This is a genomic window from bacterium (assembly GCA_023150945.1).
Classification (GTDB): Bacteria; Zhuqueibacterota; Zhuqueibacteria; order Zhuqueibacterales; family Zhuqueibacteraceae; genus Coneutiohabitans.
Map to the genome: position 1 here is coordinate 56,620 of JAKLJX010000013.1, position 18,174 is coordinate 74,793.

14 protein-coding genes are annotated in these 18,174 nt (G+C 55.3%); 9 read left to right on the plus strand and 5 right to left on the minus strand.

All coding sequences use genetic code 11. From position 1 onward, the window contains the following. Positions 1 to 74 precede the first annotated feature (74 nt). Together L6R21_17055 and L6R21_17060 are read left to right on the plus strand one after the other, a co-directional pair. A complete protein-coding gene (locus L6R21_17055; GenBank protein MCK6560906.1) occupies positions 75 to 2,372 on the plus strand; it encodes a hypothetical protein in 2,298 nt (765 codons plus the stop codon). Positions 2,373 to 2,425: 53 nt separating this feature from the next. Next, on the plus strand, positions 2,426 to 4,582 hold the full coding sequence (locus L6R21_17060) for a beta-galactosidase trimerization domain-containing protein (protein ID MCK6560907.1): 2,157 nt from the start codon (positions 2,426 to 2,428) through the stop codon (positions 4,580 to 4,582). A gap of 302 nt (positions 4,583 to 4,884) precedes the next feature. Here L6R21_17060 and L6R21_17065 read toward each other — a convergent pair whose 3' ends face one another. Further along, positions 4,885 to 5,397, minus strand: a complete 513-nt coding sequence (locus L6R21_17065; protein MCK6560908.1) for a hypothetical protein — start codon at positions 5,395 to 5,397, stop codon at positions 4,885 to 4,887. Positions 5,398 to 6,381: 984 nt separating this feature from the next. Here L6R21_17065 and L6R21_17070 point away from each other — a divergent pair. The 5 genes from L6R21_17070 to L6R21_17090 all read left to right on the plus strand — a co-directional run bounded on the left by L6R21_17070 (position 6,382) and on the right by L6R21_17090 (position 9,958). Continuing rightward, entirely contained in the window at positions 6,382 to 7,332 is a 951-nt protein-coding gene (locus L6R21_17070; GenBank protein MCK6560909.1) for a hypothetical protein, read from the plus strand. 276 nt (positions 7,333 to 7,608) lie between these two features. Continuing rightward, positions 7,609 to 8,217, plus strand: coding sequence for a superoxide dismutase (locus L6R21_17075; protein MCK6560910.1), 609 nt, complete (start codon positions 7,609 to 7,611; stop codon positions 8,215 to 8,217). Then, positions 8,214 to 8,663: a cytochrome c gene (locus L6R21_17080; GenBank protein MCK6560911.1), complete on the plus strand. Its 450-nt coding sequence runs from the start codon at positions 8,214 to 8,216 to the stop codon at positions 8,661 to 8,663. The genes L6R21_17075 and L6R21_17080 overlap by 4 nt, the downstream gene beginning before the upstream one ends. Before the next feature lie 83 nt (positions 8,664 to 8,746). Beyond that, positions 8,747 to 9,325 (plus strand): SCO family protein, encoded by a 579-nt coding sequence (locus L6R21_17085; GenBank protein ID MCK6560912.1) that lies wholly within the window; start codon positions 8,747 to 8,749, stop codon positions 9,323 to 9,325. Between the two features lie 153 nt (positions 9,326 to 9,478). Continuing rightward, entirely contained in the window at positions 9,479 to 9,958 is a 480-nt protein-coding gene (locus tag L6R21_17090) for a copper chaperone PCu(A)C (protein ID MCK6560913.1), read from the plus strand. 272 nt (positions 9,959 to 10,230) lie between these two features. Here the strand turns inward: L6R21_17090 and L6R21_17095 are convergent, their stop codons facing one another. From L6R21_17095 to L6R21_17110, 4 genes are all read right to left on the minus strand, one after another. Then, the gene (locus L6R21_17095) at positions 10,231 to 12,006 is read right to left on the minus strand and encodes a T9SS type A sorting domain-containing protein (GenBank protein MCK6560914.1); all 1,776 of its coding nucleotides are present in this window, start codon (positions 12,004 to 12,006) and stop codon (positions 10,231 to 10,233) included. 114 nt (positions 12,007 to 12,120) lie between these two features. Further along, positions 12,121 to 13,572: a T9SS type A sorting domain-containing protein gene (locus L6R21_17100; protein ID MCK6560915.1), complete on the minus strand. Its 1,452-nt coding sequence runs from the start codon at positions 13,570 to 13,572 to the stop codon at positions 12,121 to 12,123. Positions 13,573 to 13,633: 61 nt separating this feature from the next. Then, positions 13,634 to 15,301, minus strand: a complete 1,668-nt coding sequence (locus tag L6R21_17105; protein MCK6560916.1) for a T9SS type A sorting domain-containing protein — start codon at positions 15,299 to 15,301, stop codon at positions 13,634 to 13,636. 13 nt (positions 15,302 to 15,314) lie between these two features. Then, positions 15,315 to 15,914: a hypothetical protein gene (locus tag L6R21_17110; GenBank protein MCK6560917.1), complete on the minus strand. Its 600-nt coding sequence runs from the start codon at positions 15,912 to 15,914 to the stop codon at positions 15,315 to 15,317. A 241-nt stretch (positions 15,915 to 16,155) separates the two neighbouring features. Between L6R21_17110 and L6R21_17115 the strand changes: the two genes are divergently transcribed. Together L6R21_17115 and L6R21_17120 are read left to right on the plus strand one after the other, a co-directional pair. Further along, a complete protein-coding gene (locus L6R21_17115) occupies positions 16,156 to 17,313 on the plus strand; it encodes an ATP-binding protein (protein ID MCK6560918.1) in 1,158 nt (385 codons plus the stop codon). Between the two features lie 159 nt (positions 17,314 to 17,472). Beyond that, positions 17,473 to 18,132 carry a response regulator transcription factor gene (locus L6R21_17120; protein ID MCK6560919.1) on the plus strand — a complete coding sequence of 220 codons (660 nt, stop codon included), beginning with the start codon at positions 17,473 to 17,475 and terminating at the stop codon, positions 18,130 to 18,132. Positions 18,133 to 18,174: the final 42 nt, after the last annotated feature.

Genomic DNA, 18,174 nt, shown 5'->3' on the forward strand with positions numbered 1-18,174 from the left:
ATTCCATACAGGAAACGGAGCTGGAAATCATGGCGAAAATTCTCTGCAAATTTGTTGTGATTTGGATATGCCTTGTGTCGTCGCTGGTTATGGGCGCCGGTTTTGATACGCCGCGTTTTGGCATCGTCATCAGCCGCACCAGCGTCGCGCAGCATTGGGGTGTGGCGCAGATGTCGGCGCACGGCTGGGCCGCGGTTGCCAATCTTGCCGGCATTCCCTATGACTGTCTGTTTCTCGAAGATCTCGCGGACAACAAAGCGCTCGAGCGCTATGATCTCCTGATCTTCGGACAATGCAATTATGTCGAAGAAACTGCCTATCAGAATTTGAAAAGCGCGCTGCAGAAATATCTCGCTGCCGGCGGCAACCTTATCATCGACGGGCCGCTCGCCACGGCCGATGAACAGGCGCGCGACCGGGATCACGCTGATCTCGACGCACTGCTCGGCATCGAATACGCCGGCTTCAAGGGCAACTCCGATTACCGCATCAAGGTTTCCGACAATGCGCATTATATAACCAAACCCTTCGAGAGGAATCAATTTGCCACCCAGCACCTGGCGAACGGCCTGAACATCATGCAATTCAAAACTAACAGTCGGGCTTTGCTGACTTCTACTAATGAGAGGCAATCCCACCCGTTCCTGTCGATTTCCAGTCCGGCGAAGAACCGCATCGTGCTGGTGAGCGACTTCAGCACGTGGGCCGGGGCGGCCTCGTTCTTTCGAAATGTGCAACCGCAGGTGTTCTATGCCAACCAGTTGTTCAATGTCATGATCCGCACGGTGCAGTGGGCGATCTATGGCGATCTCGAGGCGCCGTTTCCCGCGCCGCAGGTTTCGCATGCGAATCTCACCGCCATCGTCCGCCTCGACGCCGACAACAGCAACAATTTGGACGCACAGATCAAGACCATCAACTATCTCGTCGAACTGGCAAAAGAATCCGGCGTGGTGCCAGTGTATGCCTGGGTGTCGAGCAACGCCACCAAAGCCGGCTGGCAGGATTTGGGGCTGTGGGGAAAAAGGATCGAAGAAGTGGGCGGGGAAATCGGCACGCACAGCAAGTTTCATCGCATCAACAAAGAGATGACCCCGGCGCGCTGGGAAGAAGAGCTGGGCGGCTCGATTCAAGAAATCGAATTCAACATGGCGGATTACGATTTTCCCATCGGCAAGGTCGAATGGTTCATCAATCCCGGCAATACGATTCAGATGAAGGATTATGAAGAAATCGCCCGCCGCTTTTCATTTTACATGACGCATGGCTTCGAACAGGACATGCCGCTGGGATTCGGCAATCTCACCTGGTACACCGGTCCGCACAAAAATCTTGTGGTGTTGGAAAATGTGCCGTCCCCGGATTACCAGTGGTTCAACGATCCGACCTGGAGTTATACCACGGCGCAGATCACGGCTTATGAAGAAGCCATCTTTGACCACATGTTCAACAACATCGGCCGCGGGGTGATCTTCAACGAAATGTGGCACGATTACTCGATTACCGCGCAGCCGCAGTCGAAGAAAGAACGCATTGTGAACGAGAGCACCATTGCTTTCTACGACGCAATGAAGGCCAAATTTGCGACGCACAGAATCTATTGCCCAACGCCGGAGGACCTTGGTCACAAGCTGCGCGCCATGGCGCAGTGGAACTATTCGTGGCGCAGCGAGGGCAATCAGCTCGAGATGGAGTTGGATCTCTCCGGTGTATTGTTGGATACGATTCCGCAATTCACCGGCGGCATGGGCATCAAAATCGAAAACACCAGCGATCGCATCGAGAAAGTCACGATCAACGGCAAGCCGCATTTCGCCTTCGATGAGCAGGTCATCATTCTGCCCAATCTGAAAAAGGGCGTGAACAAGATTGTCGTGACCCTGGGTCCGCAGGCCTCACCGGAGGCGCGGTTGACCTACATCTCCAAGAGAATGCCGGCCATCGAGAAAAAGGGCGAGACCATCGAAGTTCAAGTGATCAGCAAAACCAAGGCGCGTTGCAACTTCTTTGCACCGGAGGCTGCGGTGGTTTTGAACGCCGACTGGCAGGAATGGAATCGTGCAGGCGACAGGATGCTGGACGCATCTGTCAATTCTGATCGCAAGCTTGTTCTCAAGAAGATCGACGGCGGAGAATTCGCCCTCACCCGCGCCGCCGCCCGCATTGTGGACTATAAAGGAGAGGCTTCCAGAGTGATTCTGAAGTTGCAAGTGAATACGCAGCCGGAGGCGGCGATCCATTTCCGCAGTGCGCATGCACCGAAAAGAGTCATGCTGGGAAATCAGCAACTGGAAATTGTGAAAAGCGAAAAGGATTATTGTGTAACACTGCCCGATTTCACCGGGCAGGCAGAATTGGTAATTGGATTCTAACCGTGACTCTTGCCGAACTTACGGGAGGCCGTATGCACCGCTTTCAGAGAATCATGCGAAGTTTACCGACACAAATTGCCGCGGCGGTGGTCTTGCTTTTTTCCATTGCCGTCGCGCTCAATGACTGGAAACCCAGTACCGACTGGGGCCATTGGCGGCTGGGACATAAAACCGATCTTGGCTTTTTGACGAAAAACAATCTGACCGTCACGTTTGGCAGCGGCGCGCCCAATTTCGACGCCGTGACCCGCGCCGAATTCGACGAAGCCATGGCCAAAGCCAAAGCCTTCAACAAAGAGTATCATGACAAGGGCTACATCGTTCTGCGCTATTTGTCGACTTCGTTGAACGGCAAGTCCGAATCGAACCAGGATCAACCACAGAAGCAGCAAATCAATCTCCTGAAATTTTACAGCGAACGCTGGCAGGATTTCGAAGATTATCTCGGTCCGAAACCGCAGCAAGATCCCACCACCTGGATCACCGTGCATCCGGATGGATCGTTTCCGCATTACCGCTACGCGCCGTACGGTCAGCAGACCACCGCGGGCTTCGAAACCTGGGGCTGCCCGGACAATCCAGATTACGTGGGGTTCATGGAAGGAAAAGTGCGCGCTCAGGCCGAAACCGGCATTGATGGCTCCTATGTCGACTGGACGCACATTGCCGGCGGCACCTGCTATTGCGATTATACCAAACAAAACTTCATCGCCTATCTCAAAAAGAACCTGCCGCTGCAAATGGGCGAGCGGAAGTACGGCACTTCCAATTACGACGGCATTGACCTGCCGCAAAAACGCGGCGACAAATTCTGGATGGAGTGGATCACCTATCGCGGTCACGTGGTGGCCGAGTTTCACCGGCGGCTGCGCACGGTGGCAAGGCAATACAATCCGCATTTCATGATTTCCGGCAATGTGTATGGCGGATTCGGATTTGGCCCGATTGCCTATGACGCCGCCGGCAACATGGAAATGCTGGGGCGGGAGGGATACGACGACTTCATTTATTCGGAGATTCAGGAATTTCTCGACAGCGCCCCGCGCAAGAATGAAGCAGGCATGAAGATCACCAACAGCCCGGCATTGAAATTCCTGACCGCCGCCGCGCATGGCAAGCCGGTGATCGTCTACGCCACTGAAATCACGCCGCCGATTTTTCCCAATCCCACCGAAAAATGCCTGAGCGGCATGGCGCAGATCAATATTGCCGAAGCTGCCGCCAATCACGCCATCTTTCGCGAGAAACGCGAGACGCCGCCCGGCGCGACACAGATTTACGGCTTTCTCAGCGCCAACGAGAAAAGTCTGCTCGGTGCACAACTCACCAGCAACATTGCGGTGCTGGCTTCTCTGCACCAATATCTCGCCGATGAATTGAGTTTTGCGTTCAGCGCCTCGCGCGTGCTGTCCGACAACGGCATCGCCCACGCGATGATCGTCGAGGATGATTTGCATTCGGGCAAAGTCGCGGAATTCGATCTGCTGCTGGTGCCCTACCTGCCGCTGTTGAGCACGCGCAGCCAGGAGGCGCTGAAGCGGTATGTTGAAAAGGGCGGCACGCTGGTGGTTTTGGGAAATTCCGGTGCCAAAGACGAATTCAACCTGCCGCATGAACAGATTGTTCTGGCCGGGCTTTTTGGCCGCACGGAGTATCCGGCGAAGCTGACTGAGAAAAAAGTTGGCAAAGGCCGTGCATGCTATATTCCGCTGAACCTCCCCGCCTCTCGTTTTTTGATCCCGTCAAAGGAAAAGGGCGAGTTTACCACCTTTGGCCCAACCATGGCGAATGTCTTTGCGGACATTCCTGAGGGCTACACGCGCAGTCGCATCGATCCAGCGCTGCGGGTGAGTTTGGAGGCCGCGGCGCAGAAAGTCGTTGCGCTGCTCGATGATCGCGTCACGCGGTTGGTGGAGCAAAAGCCATACGTCGAGATCACGGCGATGGCCCCCCAGGACGGCAGCCGCATGCTCGTGCATTTTGTGAACTACGATGTGACGGTTGACGGCGACATCACGCCCGCAAAGAACATGGACGTGCAAGTTGCATTGCCGCAAGGGAAGAAAGCGAAGAGTGTACATTTTGACGGCGCGCTGGCGCAAATGCGTCCGCTGCAATTTTCAACGGCAAGGAAAGGCGGCGCGCAGGTGATTCGCTTTCAGGCGGATGAGGTTCAGGTCTATGGACTGGCTGTTGTCGAATTGGAATAGCGTGAGTGAAGCTGCCGCAAATCAGTCATGTTCTACACCTCGGCGCATTCTTGTCCTCCCCGCCGAGTCATGAGACAGCCGAGAATTCGGTTGGAGAGAGGCGCTCGTGTCTTTCTTGCAGTCTTGGCGGCCTACTCGGTTTGTGAGGATCTGTGCGTCTGTCTGTATTTGGCCCGTGCGCCGGCCTCAGATCGATCGTCCTGCGGGCAGCATCGCCATTGTCTGAAATAGTCGACGATCCACGGTCGCCAGTGCCTGCAGACTGAGGGAGAGCCTCTCGGGACGAAGCGTGCTTCCTGGGATCAGCGATCCGTTGTTTGGATATGTTCTCCCGTAATCGAGGCGCGTTCAGCTTCTATCCCAGAGCAAGATCGCTGGTGCAGCGAGACGGCAGCTCTTCGCGTGGAGAGCGATCGATATGGGTGAGGCAGCGCAGTGCAGAGGGCCGGAATCAATGAATCGATACGGCGAAACACAAAAGGGTGGTCAGGAAGCCTGATCGCCCTTTGAAAGTGTGAAACGCTGTTTGTACTGCTGTCTATTTTCATCAAAGTCATCTTCCGGGTCTCTTCAAAGCCATGCACGTGCAGCTTGTAGAGATACACGCCACTGGGCATGAAATCGCCGGCATTGTCGCTGCCGTACCAGTTGACTGTGTGGCGTCCGGAATTCATCTGGCCGGACACCCGTGTGCGAACTTCATGGCCTTGCAAGTTGCAGATCAACAACTGCACGGCGCCGGTTTCCAGCATGCTGAAGGCAGTGCGAGTGGTGGGGTTGAAGGGATTCGGACAATTCTGTTGCAACTCGTGCAAGGCGAAACCGCCCCAGCGGGGCACTTGTAGTTGGTGAAGGGACTGGCGCTGAGCAGGGCCTTTGCGCGTGGTGAAACCGTCACGCAGGAGGCCGGCCGCCTAGACAGAATGAGCAAGGTGTCTGCAAGCGCCAGGCGATCCCGGCTTTGGTGATTTGCGTCGTGTCCGCGGTGATTGGGGCCAGCTTGCCGAGCGAGGCCACGGGCACGACCAGGTCCACGTGATTGCCTTGCATATGTCAGGGGACGCACGGAAAGGGCCTGCGCCAAATTTCAGACAAGCTCCATTCCAAAGCCTTCCGGGCAGCATCATACCTGTCAAACCTGGAACACCACGAAATCAAACCAAGTCAACACCGTAACCGCAGAGATGCTGAGAACGCAGAGAAAGGCTTTTTTTGATCTTGCGACTCTGCACTCTCCGCGTCGCCGCGGTTCATATGGTTGCGACCTTTGCGGCTTTGTGTCTCAACGTGAATTCTTTTGCCCAAACTCGAAAGAGTTGGAGACTTCCAGAATTGTCATAAAACCCGCATAAATACAGGTCGAAATTGCCTTCGCAGCACGAGTTTTCTGTTTTTGCAGCGCCGCGAGTGTGCAGAAACGAATCAGCGTGAAGATGGTGACGCAACTGCGCAAACGAGATCGCGGCCGTGTGTCAGGCAATTGCGCCTTGCTTTTTCAGCACTCGGCTTTTATATTGCCGCATGCCAAAATCCTTCAACACCTGTGCTGCCCGGCTGAGATTGTGCGGCGGTTGCTTCGGTTGGTTGAATCCCACTTGTGCCCTGACCGCCGCATTGCTTCTTTCCAGTTTGGCGACGGTGTTTTTCATTCCCCTCGTGCTGATCCCATTTGTCTTTGCTCACTCTTTGCGTGCGCATGCGCCGGTGACGCTGGCCCGTGCCGGTTGGCTGGAAACGCGGCGTTCGGGATGGGGCACGAACCTTCCTCTTCACTCTCACGATCAGCGAGGAGAATCCTGATGCGCCGCATGCCTATGCTCGCCGCAGTAGTGCTCAGTGTGTTGGCAGTGCAGCAAACCGCGCGGGCGTGTTCGGTTTGCCGCTGTGGTGATCAAAGTTTTTTCATCAACAATGCCCGGCAGCTCACGGGTGGTCGTTTATTGATTGCGGTCGAGCATCTCCACACGCGCAAGAGTGCCGCGGTGCTGCATGGGCATGATGACGGCGGCCACGGCCTGGCCAAGCTGTCCGGCTCCGGGAGCGGCCAGCACGAGGAAGTGGGCCGGGAAGCGCAGACGCAACATACCGTGCAGCTCAGCTTCAAATATGGCCTGAGCGATCGCTTGATGCTGCTGGCCACCGCGCCGTACGTGTTCAATCGCATTGCCGCGGACGCCGGCGTGGAAACCGCCAATGGTTTGGGCGATCCCGAAGTCATGGCGATTGCGCGCTTGCTCGATTTTGGCGGTGGCGCTTGGCGGCTGCAAGGCGCGGCCGGCGGCCGCCTGCCCCTGGGCGCCGCTAATCTGGAGGAGGGCGCGGGCGTACGCCGGGATCAGCATCTGCAACCCGGCAGCGGCGCTTGGGCCGGCATCTTCGGCGTGCAATTGCTGCAGGCCTCCGGCCGCGTGCCGCTGTTCTTGAGCGTGAGTTATCAAACCAACGGCAGCAACGAGCAAAAGTTTGCTTACGGTAATGTCTTCCGTTTCAACGCGGCGGCGCAAACCGCGCTGACCGGGTCGTTCGATTTGATCGCGGAAGTCAACGGCCGCGTGGCGGATTATGACACATTCGGCGCGGAAGCCGATGCCAACAGCGGCGGCACGGCGGTTTACTTTTCGCCGGGGTTGCGCCTGCGCTTCGGCGTGGCTTCCGTGCGCAGTCAGGTGCAAATTCCTCTCGTCGAAAGCTTGCACGGTGAGCAGAACGAGAAGATCAATCTGCGCACCGGTTTGGTGTGGGAACTTTAAAGGATGTGGGAAGCGTGCGAGGGTATAAAGGCCCGGCCGCCTCAATCTCGTCGCGCTGCCTGAGCCATTGGCGGCGCCGCATGGTCAACTTCAAGGAGAATTCATATGAGCTCAAATCATTCTTTGCCCACCCGGCGTCAAGCGCTGAGTCTGATGCTGGGCGGAGCTGCGCTGGCGTTTACCACCAGGGTCTTCGCGCAACCGGATAAAAAGAAGAAGAAGGGGAGCAAGACCAAGGTCACCGTCGATTTCCAAAAACTGGCGCCCGGCGCCGCCGTGACTTATCCCTTCGCCCTGCCGGAGCTGCCCTATGCTGCCGATGCGCTGGCAGCCGCCATCGATGAACAAACCATGCAGATTCATCACGGCCGGCATCACAAAGCCTACACCGACAATCTCAACAATGCCTTGAAGGATCTGCCCGCGCTGCACCAAAAGACGATTGTCGAGCTGCTCGCGGATCTCGAGGCCGTTCCGGAAAACGTGCGCCGGACGGTGCGCAATCACGGCGGCGGTTATTTCAATCACTGCCTGTTTTGGCACATGATGACACCGCAAGGCGGCGCGCCGGCCGGCGAGTTGGCGGCAGCGATCAACCGCGATTTCGGCTCGCTTGACGGCCTCAAAGAGAAGTTCAATCAGGCCGCGGCCTCGTTGTTCGGCAGCGGCTGGGCCTGGCTGGTGGTGAATGACAAAGGCAAACTCGAAATCACGCAAACGCCGAATCAGGACACGCCGCTGGCGAGCGGACACAAACCCGTGCTCGGCATCGACGTGTGGGAGCATGCCTATTATCTGCGCTATCAAAACAAACGCGCGGATTATGTCACCGCGTTTTGGCAGGTGATCAATTGGGAACAATGCCAGCGGAATTTTGCCGCATGAAGCCGGTCGCGTTGATGCTGGCGGTTGCGCTCTGCTTTACGGCCTGCAGTAAAGAAGAGCAACCGCCACCTCCGCCGGATCAGCATGCCCGCCTGGAGAGCCTGCGCCAGGAGCTGCGCCAAGCCTTCGGGGCAAAGTATGACGAGCCGGTGCCGGCCGCCACGGTGGCGCAGCTCAAGCGCGGCAGCGCGTTGTTTGCTGAATTGTGCGCTGGCTGTCACGGCGCGCGCGGCGACGGCAGGACGGAGCATCCCGGCGTGCTGCTGCAGCAGCCGTCCAACTTCACGGATCCGGCGCAAGCGACTTTCTTCTCCGAGCAAGCGCGGCTGCACATCATTCGCAAAGGCATTGCCGGCACCGCCATGATCGGCTGGGAAGGTATGCTGCCGGAGGAGGACATTCTGGCGATTTACCAGTACGTGCGCCGTCTGTATCAATCCCAATAGCGGAATTGCGTTGGGCCGTCGCGACGGCGAAAAGGCGGGAGTGAGATTGCCGTGGCAGAGAACTTCTTGACGAAGAGAACCACATGCGAATCTGGGTGATCATGATGCTCGCGCTCGCCGGTTGGGCGTGCCGTTCCGATGATTCCTTTCGCACCACCGAAATGCCGGCCACGCCCATCAGCGATTTTGTTTTGCAGGATCAGCACGGCCAGCCGTTCAAGCTGAGCGAGCAGCGCGGCAAGGTGGTGGTGTTCTTCTTTGGCTATACCTTTTGTCCGGATGTTTGCCCGATGACGCTCTCCACCTGGAAACGCGTGTACGATGCGCTGCGGGCCGACACCGCGGCCGTGCGATTTGTCTACGTCACGGTTGATCCCGAGCGCGATACGCCGGAGAAATTACAGGCGCATCTCGCCATTTTCAGTCCGAGTTTCACCGGCTTGACCGGCAGTCCGGAAGCATTGCGCGAGGTGTATGCTGATTTTGGCGTGTATGCCGAGAAAGTGAACATCGCGGCCGGCGCCAGCGGCTATTTGATCAATCATTCCACGCGCATGTTCGTGGTGGATGCCCGCGGCGACTTGCGCCTGCTCATCGATCATGCAGCGCCGGTGCCGGAGGTGGTGCATGATTTGAGGTTGTTGGTGCGAGGGAGGAGGTGACAGGGGGCAAAGGGCAAAGCGCATAGCGCACAGCGCATGGGGCATAGGGCAAGGGGCAAAGGACAAAAGGCAAAGGGCAAAGGGCAAAGGGCATGGGCATAGGGGCAAGGAGATCAGAAGTGAACTTTGTTCAGGAGGGTGGAGGAGAGAGTGATGCGATATGCAGGTTTGATGGTTTGCGCGGCGATAGTGGTGTTGGCGGGGTGTGGGGGTGGGCAGCAGGTTCCCGAGTTGGTGATCAGCGGCGTGTGGTCGCGGCCGGTGGCGGTGCCGGCGCAGGATTCCGCTGCCGGCGTGGCGGACACGCCGCATGCTGGCTTCAACGGCGTGGTCTATTTGCAGGTGGAGAATCGCGGCGGTGCCGCCGATCGTCTCCTGCGCGCCGAAGCCGAGGTCTGCGCGGTGACCGAGCTGCATGAGACCATCATGCAGGAGGGCCGCATGAGGATGCAGCCGGTGACGAACGGGTTGGAAATTCCCGCGCGCGGCCGCCTGGAATTATCGCCGGGTGGTCATCATGTCATGCTGATGAATCTCAAACGCGGCCTCGCCCCCGGCGACAGCATAGCCGTGCAGCTTGAATTCGAGAGAAGCGGAGTCAGAACCGTTTTTTCTCACATCCGCCAACCCTGAGTTGAGCTTGGCGGCGAGTCTGGCGGGAGGTTGCGACTCGCCGCGATTGGCAGAAAAGACCCGGCTGGCAGGTGAGAGCCGCAGCAGATTGCCGGGAGTTTCACGCGCCAGCCGGATTCGAGTTGCCCTCTCGCGTCCGTCCTAAATCACAGCTCCTGTCAAAAGCGCTCCTGCGACGGCTTGGCCGTTGCGTCAAACCATCAGAGTTTCCACGGTTTTCGAAGTTTCGGAAGCCTCGGCTCAGCCGAGGTTGCAGCATTTGCAGACGGACACTATCTCACCAAAATCATCTTCTTCGTCTCCACCCACTCGCCCGCCTGCAGCCGGTAGAGGTAAACCCCGCTGGCAAGCTGCCCCGCCGCGAAAATCACCTCATGCGCCCCCGCCGGTTTGTGTGTGTTCTGCAGCAATGTTGCCACTTCCTTGCCGGTGAGGTCGAAGACTTTGAGCGTCACCTTTTGGGCTTGCGGCAAAGCAAAAGAGATTTGGGTGGAGGGGTTGAAGGGGTTGGGGTAGTTTTGGTGCAATGAAAAATCTCTTATCGGCCGGTTTGTTTCCGCAACGGACGTGGCGCTTGGCAATAACGGTGTCCAGGTGAGGCCTTGGTCTGCCGAACGAAGCACGCCAGAGTCAAATGTTCCCAGATAGAAGACATTGCCGATCGTATGCAAAGTTTGCATTTGCAACCAAAAAAATTTGGTTTGGTCAGGCAACCGTGCTTTTTGCCAAATGCCGGTATCGTCGTGCAATTGCCACATGCTGGTTTGGCCCACGACCGTGCGGAGCGCCACATCGAATCTCGATCCAAACGCCAGGAGATATGGTGACGAAATTGAAAGCCCAATGGTCAATCCCGATTCAAGAGGTTCAGGGAAAACAAACTTCGCCCAGCGATTGTCCGCGCCAAAACGATAGACACTGCTGTCGCCTGTAACATAAATGGGGAAAGAAATTCTTAAAAAGCTCCAATTCCTCAAAGGTGCATTCAGATTCTCCCAGGTCTCGCCATTATTGGTGGACCGAAAGAAAGCGACGCTGCCTTGCGTGCTGTTGAAAGCAAACACACTGTCCCCGCTAAACCACAGTGGGACAAAACTGCTGAAGCCAGCCAGGCTGGTCAGAATCCACGTCTGACCATTGTTGTTGGAACGGCGAACTGTCCCATCCAAAGACGTAACGAAGACGGTTCCGGCAATTGGGCTGAATGCGAGGTTGTTCGCTTGCGGCACATTGGCCAAAATCCACGTTTGCCCATTGTCCGTGGAACGGTAAAGCCGGCGCGTTGCCGAAACATTGTTGCTGTCGGTGATGGCGAAAGCGAGCGCATCACTTCTAATGCTCATCGTGAAAACGCGATGTCCCGCTGGTAGAGGCAACGGCAATTGCGTCCAGTTGTCGCCGTTATCAATCGTGCGAAACAATCCGCGTGACAGGCTGCTGCCGGAGGTATTAGCGGCAAAAATATGGCCATTCATGCTGCCCAGAAAAAAGCTGTAACCGGCGGTATTGAATCCGGTGTTCAAGCTGCGCCAAGTGTTGCCGTTGTCGGTGGAACGATAAAGCGCGATATTATGAACAAACATGTTTCCGGCGAGGTCTGTGAAAAGCGAGGCCGAGTTCAATGCAAGAGGAACGTTCAGTTGCGTCCACGAAGCGCCATCATTCAGCGAACGGAAGACGCCGTTGTAATTGACGGTGTTCCATCCCAAGAGTGCTGGAAATGTACGAATAACGGTTCGATTATCCGTCGGAAAAGGCGCATTTAGATTGGCCAATGCGGTTGAAGTATCCGCCGCGCGAAACAGACCGTTTTTGGCGATCACCAAATACGCCGTGGAGTATGGCAGAATTCGAAAAACCGTGTCAGTTGCGGCGGCCCAAGCTGTTTGTTGATGAGATGCTGCTGAAGGTTGTGGTGAGGCGAGAAACTGTGAATTGCTGAGGTCTATTCCGTGTCGTTCGTCATTAATGAGAAAAGGCGTTTGTGCCAATCCCACCTGCGCGACCATCAGAAGCGTTCGTACGAGGGCAATGATCAGTTTTCTCATGGTTGCTTCCTTGCGTTGAGTCTGTGGTGGTGAACTAGCCCGGCTTGCGCTTGCAGGCCTCAGAAGGTCAGAAAGGCTGCTTTGTGCCAGCCGGGACTTGCCTGCCGCACCGAATTATCTGATCAACACCATTCTCTTCGTCTCCACCCACTCGCCCGCCTGCAGCCGGTAGAGGTAAACCCCGCTGGCAAGCTGCCCCGCCGCGAAAATCACCTCATGCGCCCCCGCCGGTTTGTGTACGTTCTGCAGCAATGTTGCCACTTCCTTGCCGGTGAGGTCGAAGACTTTGAGCGTCACCTTTTGCGCTTGCGGCAAAGCAAAAGAGATTTGGGTGGAGGGGTTGAAGGGGTTGGGGTAGTTTTGTTCCAGTAAAATCTCTGATGGCAATTGCGACAACTGATCCCAGGCCTTCACAGAGGTGGAGGAATTCTCATACACGTAGACAACACCTGAGACAACCCCATTAACGATGCCATTGGGCGTCCCCACCAAGATGGCGTTACCTGAAATTGACACTTGATTTCCGAAAAGATTTGCTATTTGCCGATCACTCGCCGTTAGCTTGGCTGTTTCATTCCATCGGCTTCCAGCAGGTTGAAAAACAAATGCAGCTCCTGCTAAAATATCTGTGAAGTCGGCTCCCACTATCGCGTGAGTTTCAGAAACTGCAACTGCGATCCCGAAATCTCCTGCGTTGGGATCTGTTGACGTCAGTTTTGTGCGCAACCTCCAACCGCTGGTCGTTTGTTCGTAAAGATATGCGGCGCCTCTGGAATTGTGTGTCGGCGCTCCGACAATGGCATACTTCCCCGAGATATTAACGACACCAAATTGGTCGCCCGCCACTCCATCTGGTGCCGTCAGTTTCACTCGTTCGATCCAAGTGTCTTGCGTGCGCTCAAAGACATAGGCTGCTCCCTTTCTATTGTCTTTGCCATAAGCGCCGATGATGGCGAAATCGCCGGAGAGCGAAGAATACCAGCCAAAAACATCAAAAGGCGCAGCGTCGCTGGCAACAAGCTTCGTCTGTTCAAGCCAGCCCCCGGCTGTACGCATGAAAACGTATACTGCGCCTGCTGATCCATTAGCCGTTCGAGCTCCTGCGAGAGCATAATCACCGGAGATCGCGACGGAAGAGCCGAGGAACTCACGCGATTGCCCATCACTAGCGGTCAGCCTGGCCTCCTCTTTCCAAACGCCCTGTGTAAGCGCGAAAATGTAAACCGCGCCCGTGCCGCCGTTCACATGAGTAGCACCGATAATCGCTCGGTCACCAGCAAGCGAGGCCGTGATCCCAAAACCATCTCCTGCAACGCCATCGGTGGCGGTGAGGATGCTTTGTTGCACCCACCCGGCAGGCGAACGCTTGAAGACATAGGCAGCTCCTTGAGCCGAATTCTTGAAAGAAGCCCCGATGATTGCATAGTTTCCCGAGATTGAGACGGAGGCGCCAAAACCATCTCCTCTGACACCATCGCTGGCAAACAGTCTGGTCTCTGTAAATTGCGGCAATGCTTCCCCATGCAACAGCAAGGTGAGAAATCCGATTAGGAACGAGGCTCGCATTTTCTCTTTCTCCGAGATGTGGTCTTCTCTGCGCTTTTCGATTCTATGAAAGTGTTTGACGTTATCGAATCAAAACCATCCGCTTTGTTTCCACAAACTCACCAGCTTGCAATCTGTACAAATAAATTCCGCTGGGAAGATGCTGCGCTTCGAACGTCAGTGCATGCACGCCCGCAGCCCTGTGCTCGTTGTCCAGCAGCGTGGCGACTTCCTGGCCAGCGAGGTTGAAAATTTTTAGTGTTACTTCTTGAGCAGACGGCAAGGCAAAGGAGATTTTGGTCGAAGGGTTGAAGGGGTTGGGGTAATTTTGAAAAAGACCGAACAAGGCAGGCTGTCCATCACCTTCATTTACCGAAGTAGTTTGTGTTTTAAGCGCCCACAGCTCCAGCCCAGCACCAGCACCTTCGGCGCTAAAAAGGAGCGTGCCATCGACGTTTGTTAGATAGATCGGATTAAAGGGAGGGCCTACCTCTACTGTTCCATCCGCGGTGCCATCACTTTTCCACAACTTGTTGTTACTGAACGCGTCATAATGAGAAGCAAAGAAGAGTGTTCCATTGACATCGGTCAATAGCAGAATTTGTGATATTTTTTCAGAAGTAAGGTCCTTGACCAGTAGAGTGCCTTCAGGCGTCCCGTCGCTCTTCCACAAGCTGATTCTTTGTATATCATGAAATGCCCAAAAGAAAAGGGATCCGTTAACTGCGGTCAATGATCTTGGGAATGAATTCACAATTACCGTCTGGTTTATGTCTTTTACGAGTACGGTACCTTCAAGACTCCCGTCGCTCTTCCATAGCTCTAATCCGGTAGTCGTACCCTCAACCGCACCAAAGAAAAGCGTACCATTCACATTTATAAGCTCGCTTTGATAAAACGAATTAGAGCTTATACTACTCCCATTCCCCGGATTAATGTCTTTGACCAATACTGTTCCGGTAGCGGTCCCGTCGCTTTTCCACAATTCAAAACCACTGACACCGTCATTGGCGAAAAAGAAAAGTGTTCCATTGGCATTAGTCGGGATGAAGGGAGATGAAAATCCTCCTGGGAAGGTTTTCAAGAGCACAGTCCCATCGGCAGAACCATCGCTTTTCCACAATTCATAACCGTTCACGAAACCTTTGTTGTTGAAGAAGAATAGTGTTCCATTGACGTTAGTTAGTCCGTAAAGCTGTGAATCGCCTACAGGGTTAATGTCTTTGACCAATAAAGTTCCTTCGGCAGTTCCGTTGCTTCTCCATAATTCTATCCCATGTTCTTGGTCATTGGCAATAAAAAACAGAGTCCTGTTGACAAATGTTAAAAACGATGTGAATGATTTACCCTCGGGGTCAAATTTTTTGATTAGCGATGTGCCATCTGTGGTACCATCACTTTTCCAAAGAATGAAGTCATTATAAGAAACAGCCGCAAGAAAGAAAAGTACACCATCGCCGTTTACAAAGTTACTAAAGAAAAAAGCTTTACCAACTGCTGGATCGCTAACTATGATTGGGACTGTACCTTCTGACGTGCCGTTGCTTTTCCAGAGGCCAATACCATTGATACCGTCAGTGGCTCGAAAAAAAAGTGTTCCATTGACATTTGTCAGTTCATACGGTCCCGAACCATTTGGACCAGGATTTATATCCTTAACGAGATACGGGACCTGAGCATTAGCTATCGTTGAAAGTGAAACAAGCAAGATGACAATAGCGGCTTTCTTTGTAGGGATCTTACAGTTCATTTGCACAATCCTTTTAAAGTGTGAATGGGATGAATGGAATGAATGTGTTGCTGCCCTTGCCAGATACTGATTTCCGGCTGGTCTGCAAGAATGCCGATAACGAAAACAGTGCCACGCTGAAATCACAATGCGGGATCAAATAACTCTGCAATAAGATCAACAGATCAAGCAGTGACCCAAAGGATGGGATGAATGCGCCAAAAGTGCGGAAGGTGGAATGGATTCCAGTCGTCTGTAGAGAAGTCCCAGAAAAAGACCATAATTCACTGCCAATGGACGTACCCGCGGCGAGCCCCCGAGAGACTTGCCAGCCAATGAAACCAGATTGCCGGTGCCAATCACGAACTCTTGCATTCCAGTTCTCCGTTTCCGTAATGGCCTCGCCGTCAGCGATCTGAATCCCGAGAAAGCGAGTGCGGCAAAGATGGCTGTTCTGCCCGCCAGAAACAGTAGGCATTTGGCCGTACGGGTCAGGAATACGCCTAGCGTCGCGTTGGTGCAGCTCACGACTGCTTGGGGTCGGGCACGCGATGCGGGGAATACTGATCTTCTCAGCGCGCAGCCGGTGGGCGCGGCTCGGCTGGCTCAGCAGAATGCCTAGCGTGTGCGCCATTGGCCTAGTGCCGCTGCAGTTTCTTCTCCTTAGCTTGCCTCGCCGCTTGCCCCTGCCTCAGTTCAGGGAGGTCGTGAGCCAGTCCAGCCTGTCTGGTTCCTCCAAACCATGCGCTTGATGAGGCACGGGGGGAGCCTCATCAAGCGGCCCTGCCGTGCGGCAAGATTTCCCTTTTCATTGATCGCGCAAATCCTTAGAATGGGCGCTCCGAAACTCTGACTTCCGGCCAAGGAGCGCGATCGTGAATGAAGTAACAACCTCTGACTTCATTATTGCCATAGGCTTCACGGTTGCCATGATCAGCCTGGTCGTCGGCATGTTCGGTTTTCAACTGGTGATTTCAGCAAGAAGGCTCCGCAAGACGCAGCGGCTGGCGGACGCCGCGCTGGAATTCACGCCTGCTTTCATCACGATCCTGCTCGATGGTCGCGACCGTGTTGCCGACGTCAAGGTGCGCCATCCGGCAGTGGCCGGCCATTTGCGTACGGCACTGTTCGGCATAAAGCTCGCAGAGCTGGGCTTCCTGCCAGCCGCGCTGCGGATTCCTCGCGACGCTGTTGCCGCCCCGGCGCCGCCGGTGGAGGCGGCCAGCCGCCGCGCGCCGCTGCAATTGCCAGACGGCGAAGTTCTCTACCTCGAATGGGAGCGGCAACGCTCCGGGGACAATTCCGACTTCCACCTCCTGCGGGGATTCGACATCACCAACGAGCTGTTGCACACGCAGCGCAAGCTGCAAGTGCTGTCCGCCACTTCCTCGGAAGGGGAGGAGCGCGAGCGCAAACGCATCGCCGAGGATCTCCACGATCGCATCGGCGAAATCCTGATTTCCTCCTCACGCCTGCTCGATAACCTGAAAAAGCAGAACGCCACGCCGGAGATACGGCAGGGGCTCGAAGAGTTGGAACGCACCATTGCAGAATTCACCAAGGGCACGCGCACGCTGATTTCCGATCTCGTGCCGCCCATCCTCTACAATGTCGGCTTGGTGGCGGCCCTTGAAGCGCTGGCGGTGGATTTCAAGCGGCAGCACGATCTTGCCATTCAGCTCGAAGACGGCTGGCAGGAAATGCAGATCAATCAGGAAATTGGCATTTTCCTTTACAAAGCCGTGCGGGAGTTCATTTACAATGCCGTCAAACACGGCGGCGCAGATGAGATTCTCATCTCGCCGAGTCGCGCCGAGCACCAGCTCGCCCTGACGGTGGAAGACAATGGCTCGGGCTTCGCCGTGGAGGCCAGCCAGTTGGCGATGAATACCGATTCAGGCTTCGGCTTGTTCAATGTGAAGAATCGCGTGGAATACTATCAAGGTGGGCTCGAGATCGGCAATTCAGCCAAATTGGGCGGCGGACAGATTCGCGTTTGGGTGCCGCAAGACAAGGCGGGGCGTGGGGAGTAGGGTGGAGGGGAGTAGGGCGAAGGGTAGTAGTCGAGCATACGGCCATTGACCACTGGCCATTCTGAATGGTCAAATGACCAACCAGCGACCAGCAACGAACGACCATCAACCAACGATTAACCTGAAACCAACTTCAGGGCAAAAGGATCACCAGACGCAATGAAGATCAAAGTCCTGTTGGTTGAAGATCATCACGTGATTCGCGCGGGATTTCGCGCGCTGCTGGAGAGCCAGTCTGCGGTGGAAGTGGTGGGCGAGACGGATAACGGTGCGGAGGCGATTGATCTGGCGCTCAAGCTGCAGCCGCAGGTGGTGATTATGGATATCGGTTTGCGCGGCTCAGAAATCACCGGCACGCAGGCCACACGCAAAATCACCGCGGCGCACAAGGAGATCAAAGTCATTGCGCTTTCCGTGATGGAAGACGGCCCCCACGTCAAAGGCATGATGTCAGCCGGCGCCTCGGGCTATTTGTCCAAAGGTTGCACCGCCGATGAATTGCACGAAGCCATTCAAACCGTGATGGAAGGCAAATTCTACTTTAGCAAAGGCGTGAATGCCACGATTCAGGAAGAGTTCGTGAATATCCTGCGGCAGACCCCCTCGCCCAATCCCAATGCCCTGAGCGACCGCGAGCTGGAAGTTTTGCGGTTTATTGCTCTGGGAGAAAATTCCAAAACCATCGCCCTCCGTTTCAATATTTCCTCCAAAACCGTTGACACCCACCGCCGCAATATCATGGAAAAGCTCAAACTCTACAGCGTGGCAGACTTGACGAAGTATGCCATTCGGGAGAAGATCATTCAGGAAGGGGAGTGAGGGCTTTTAGCCACAGATCGACACGGATTGTCACGGCTGAAT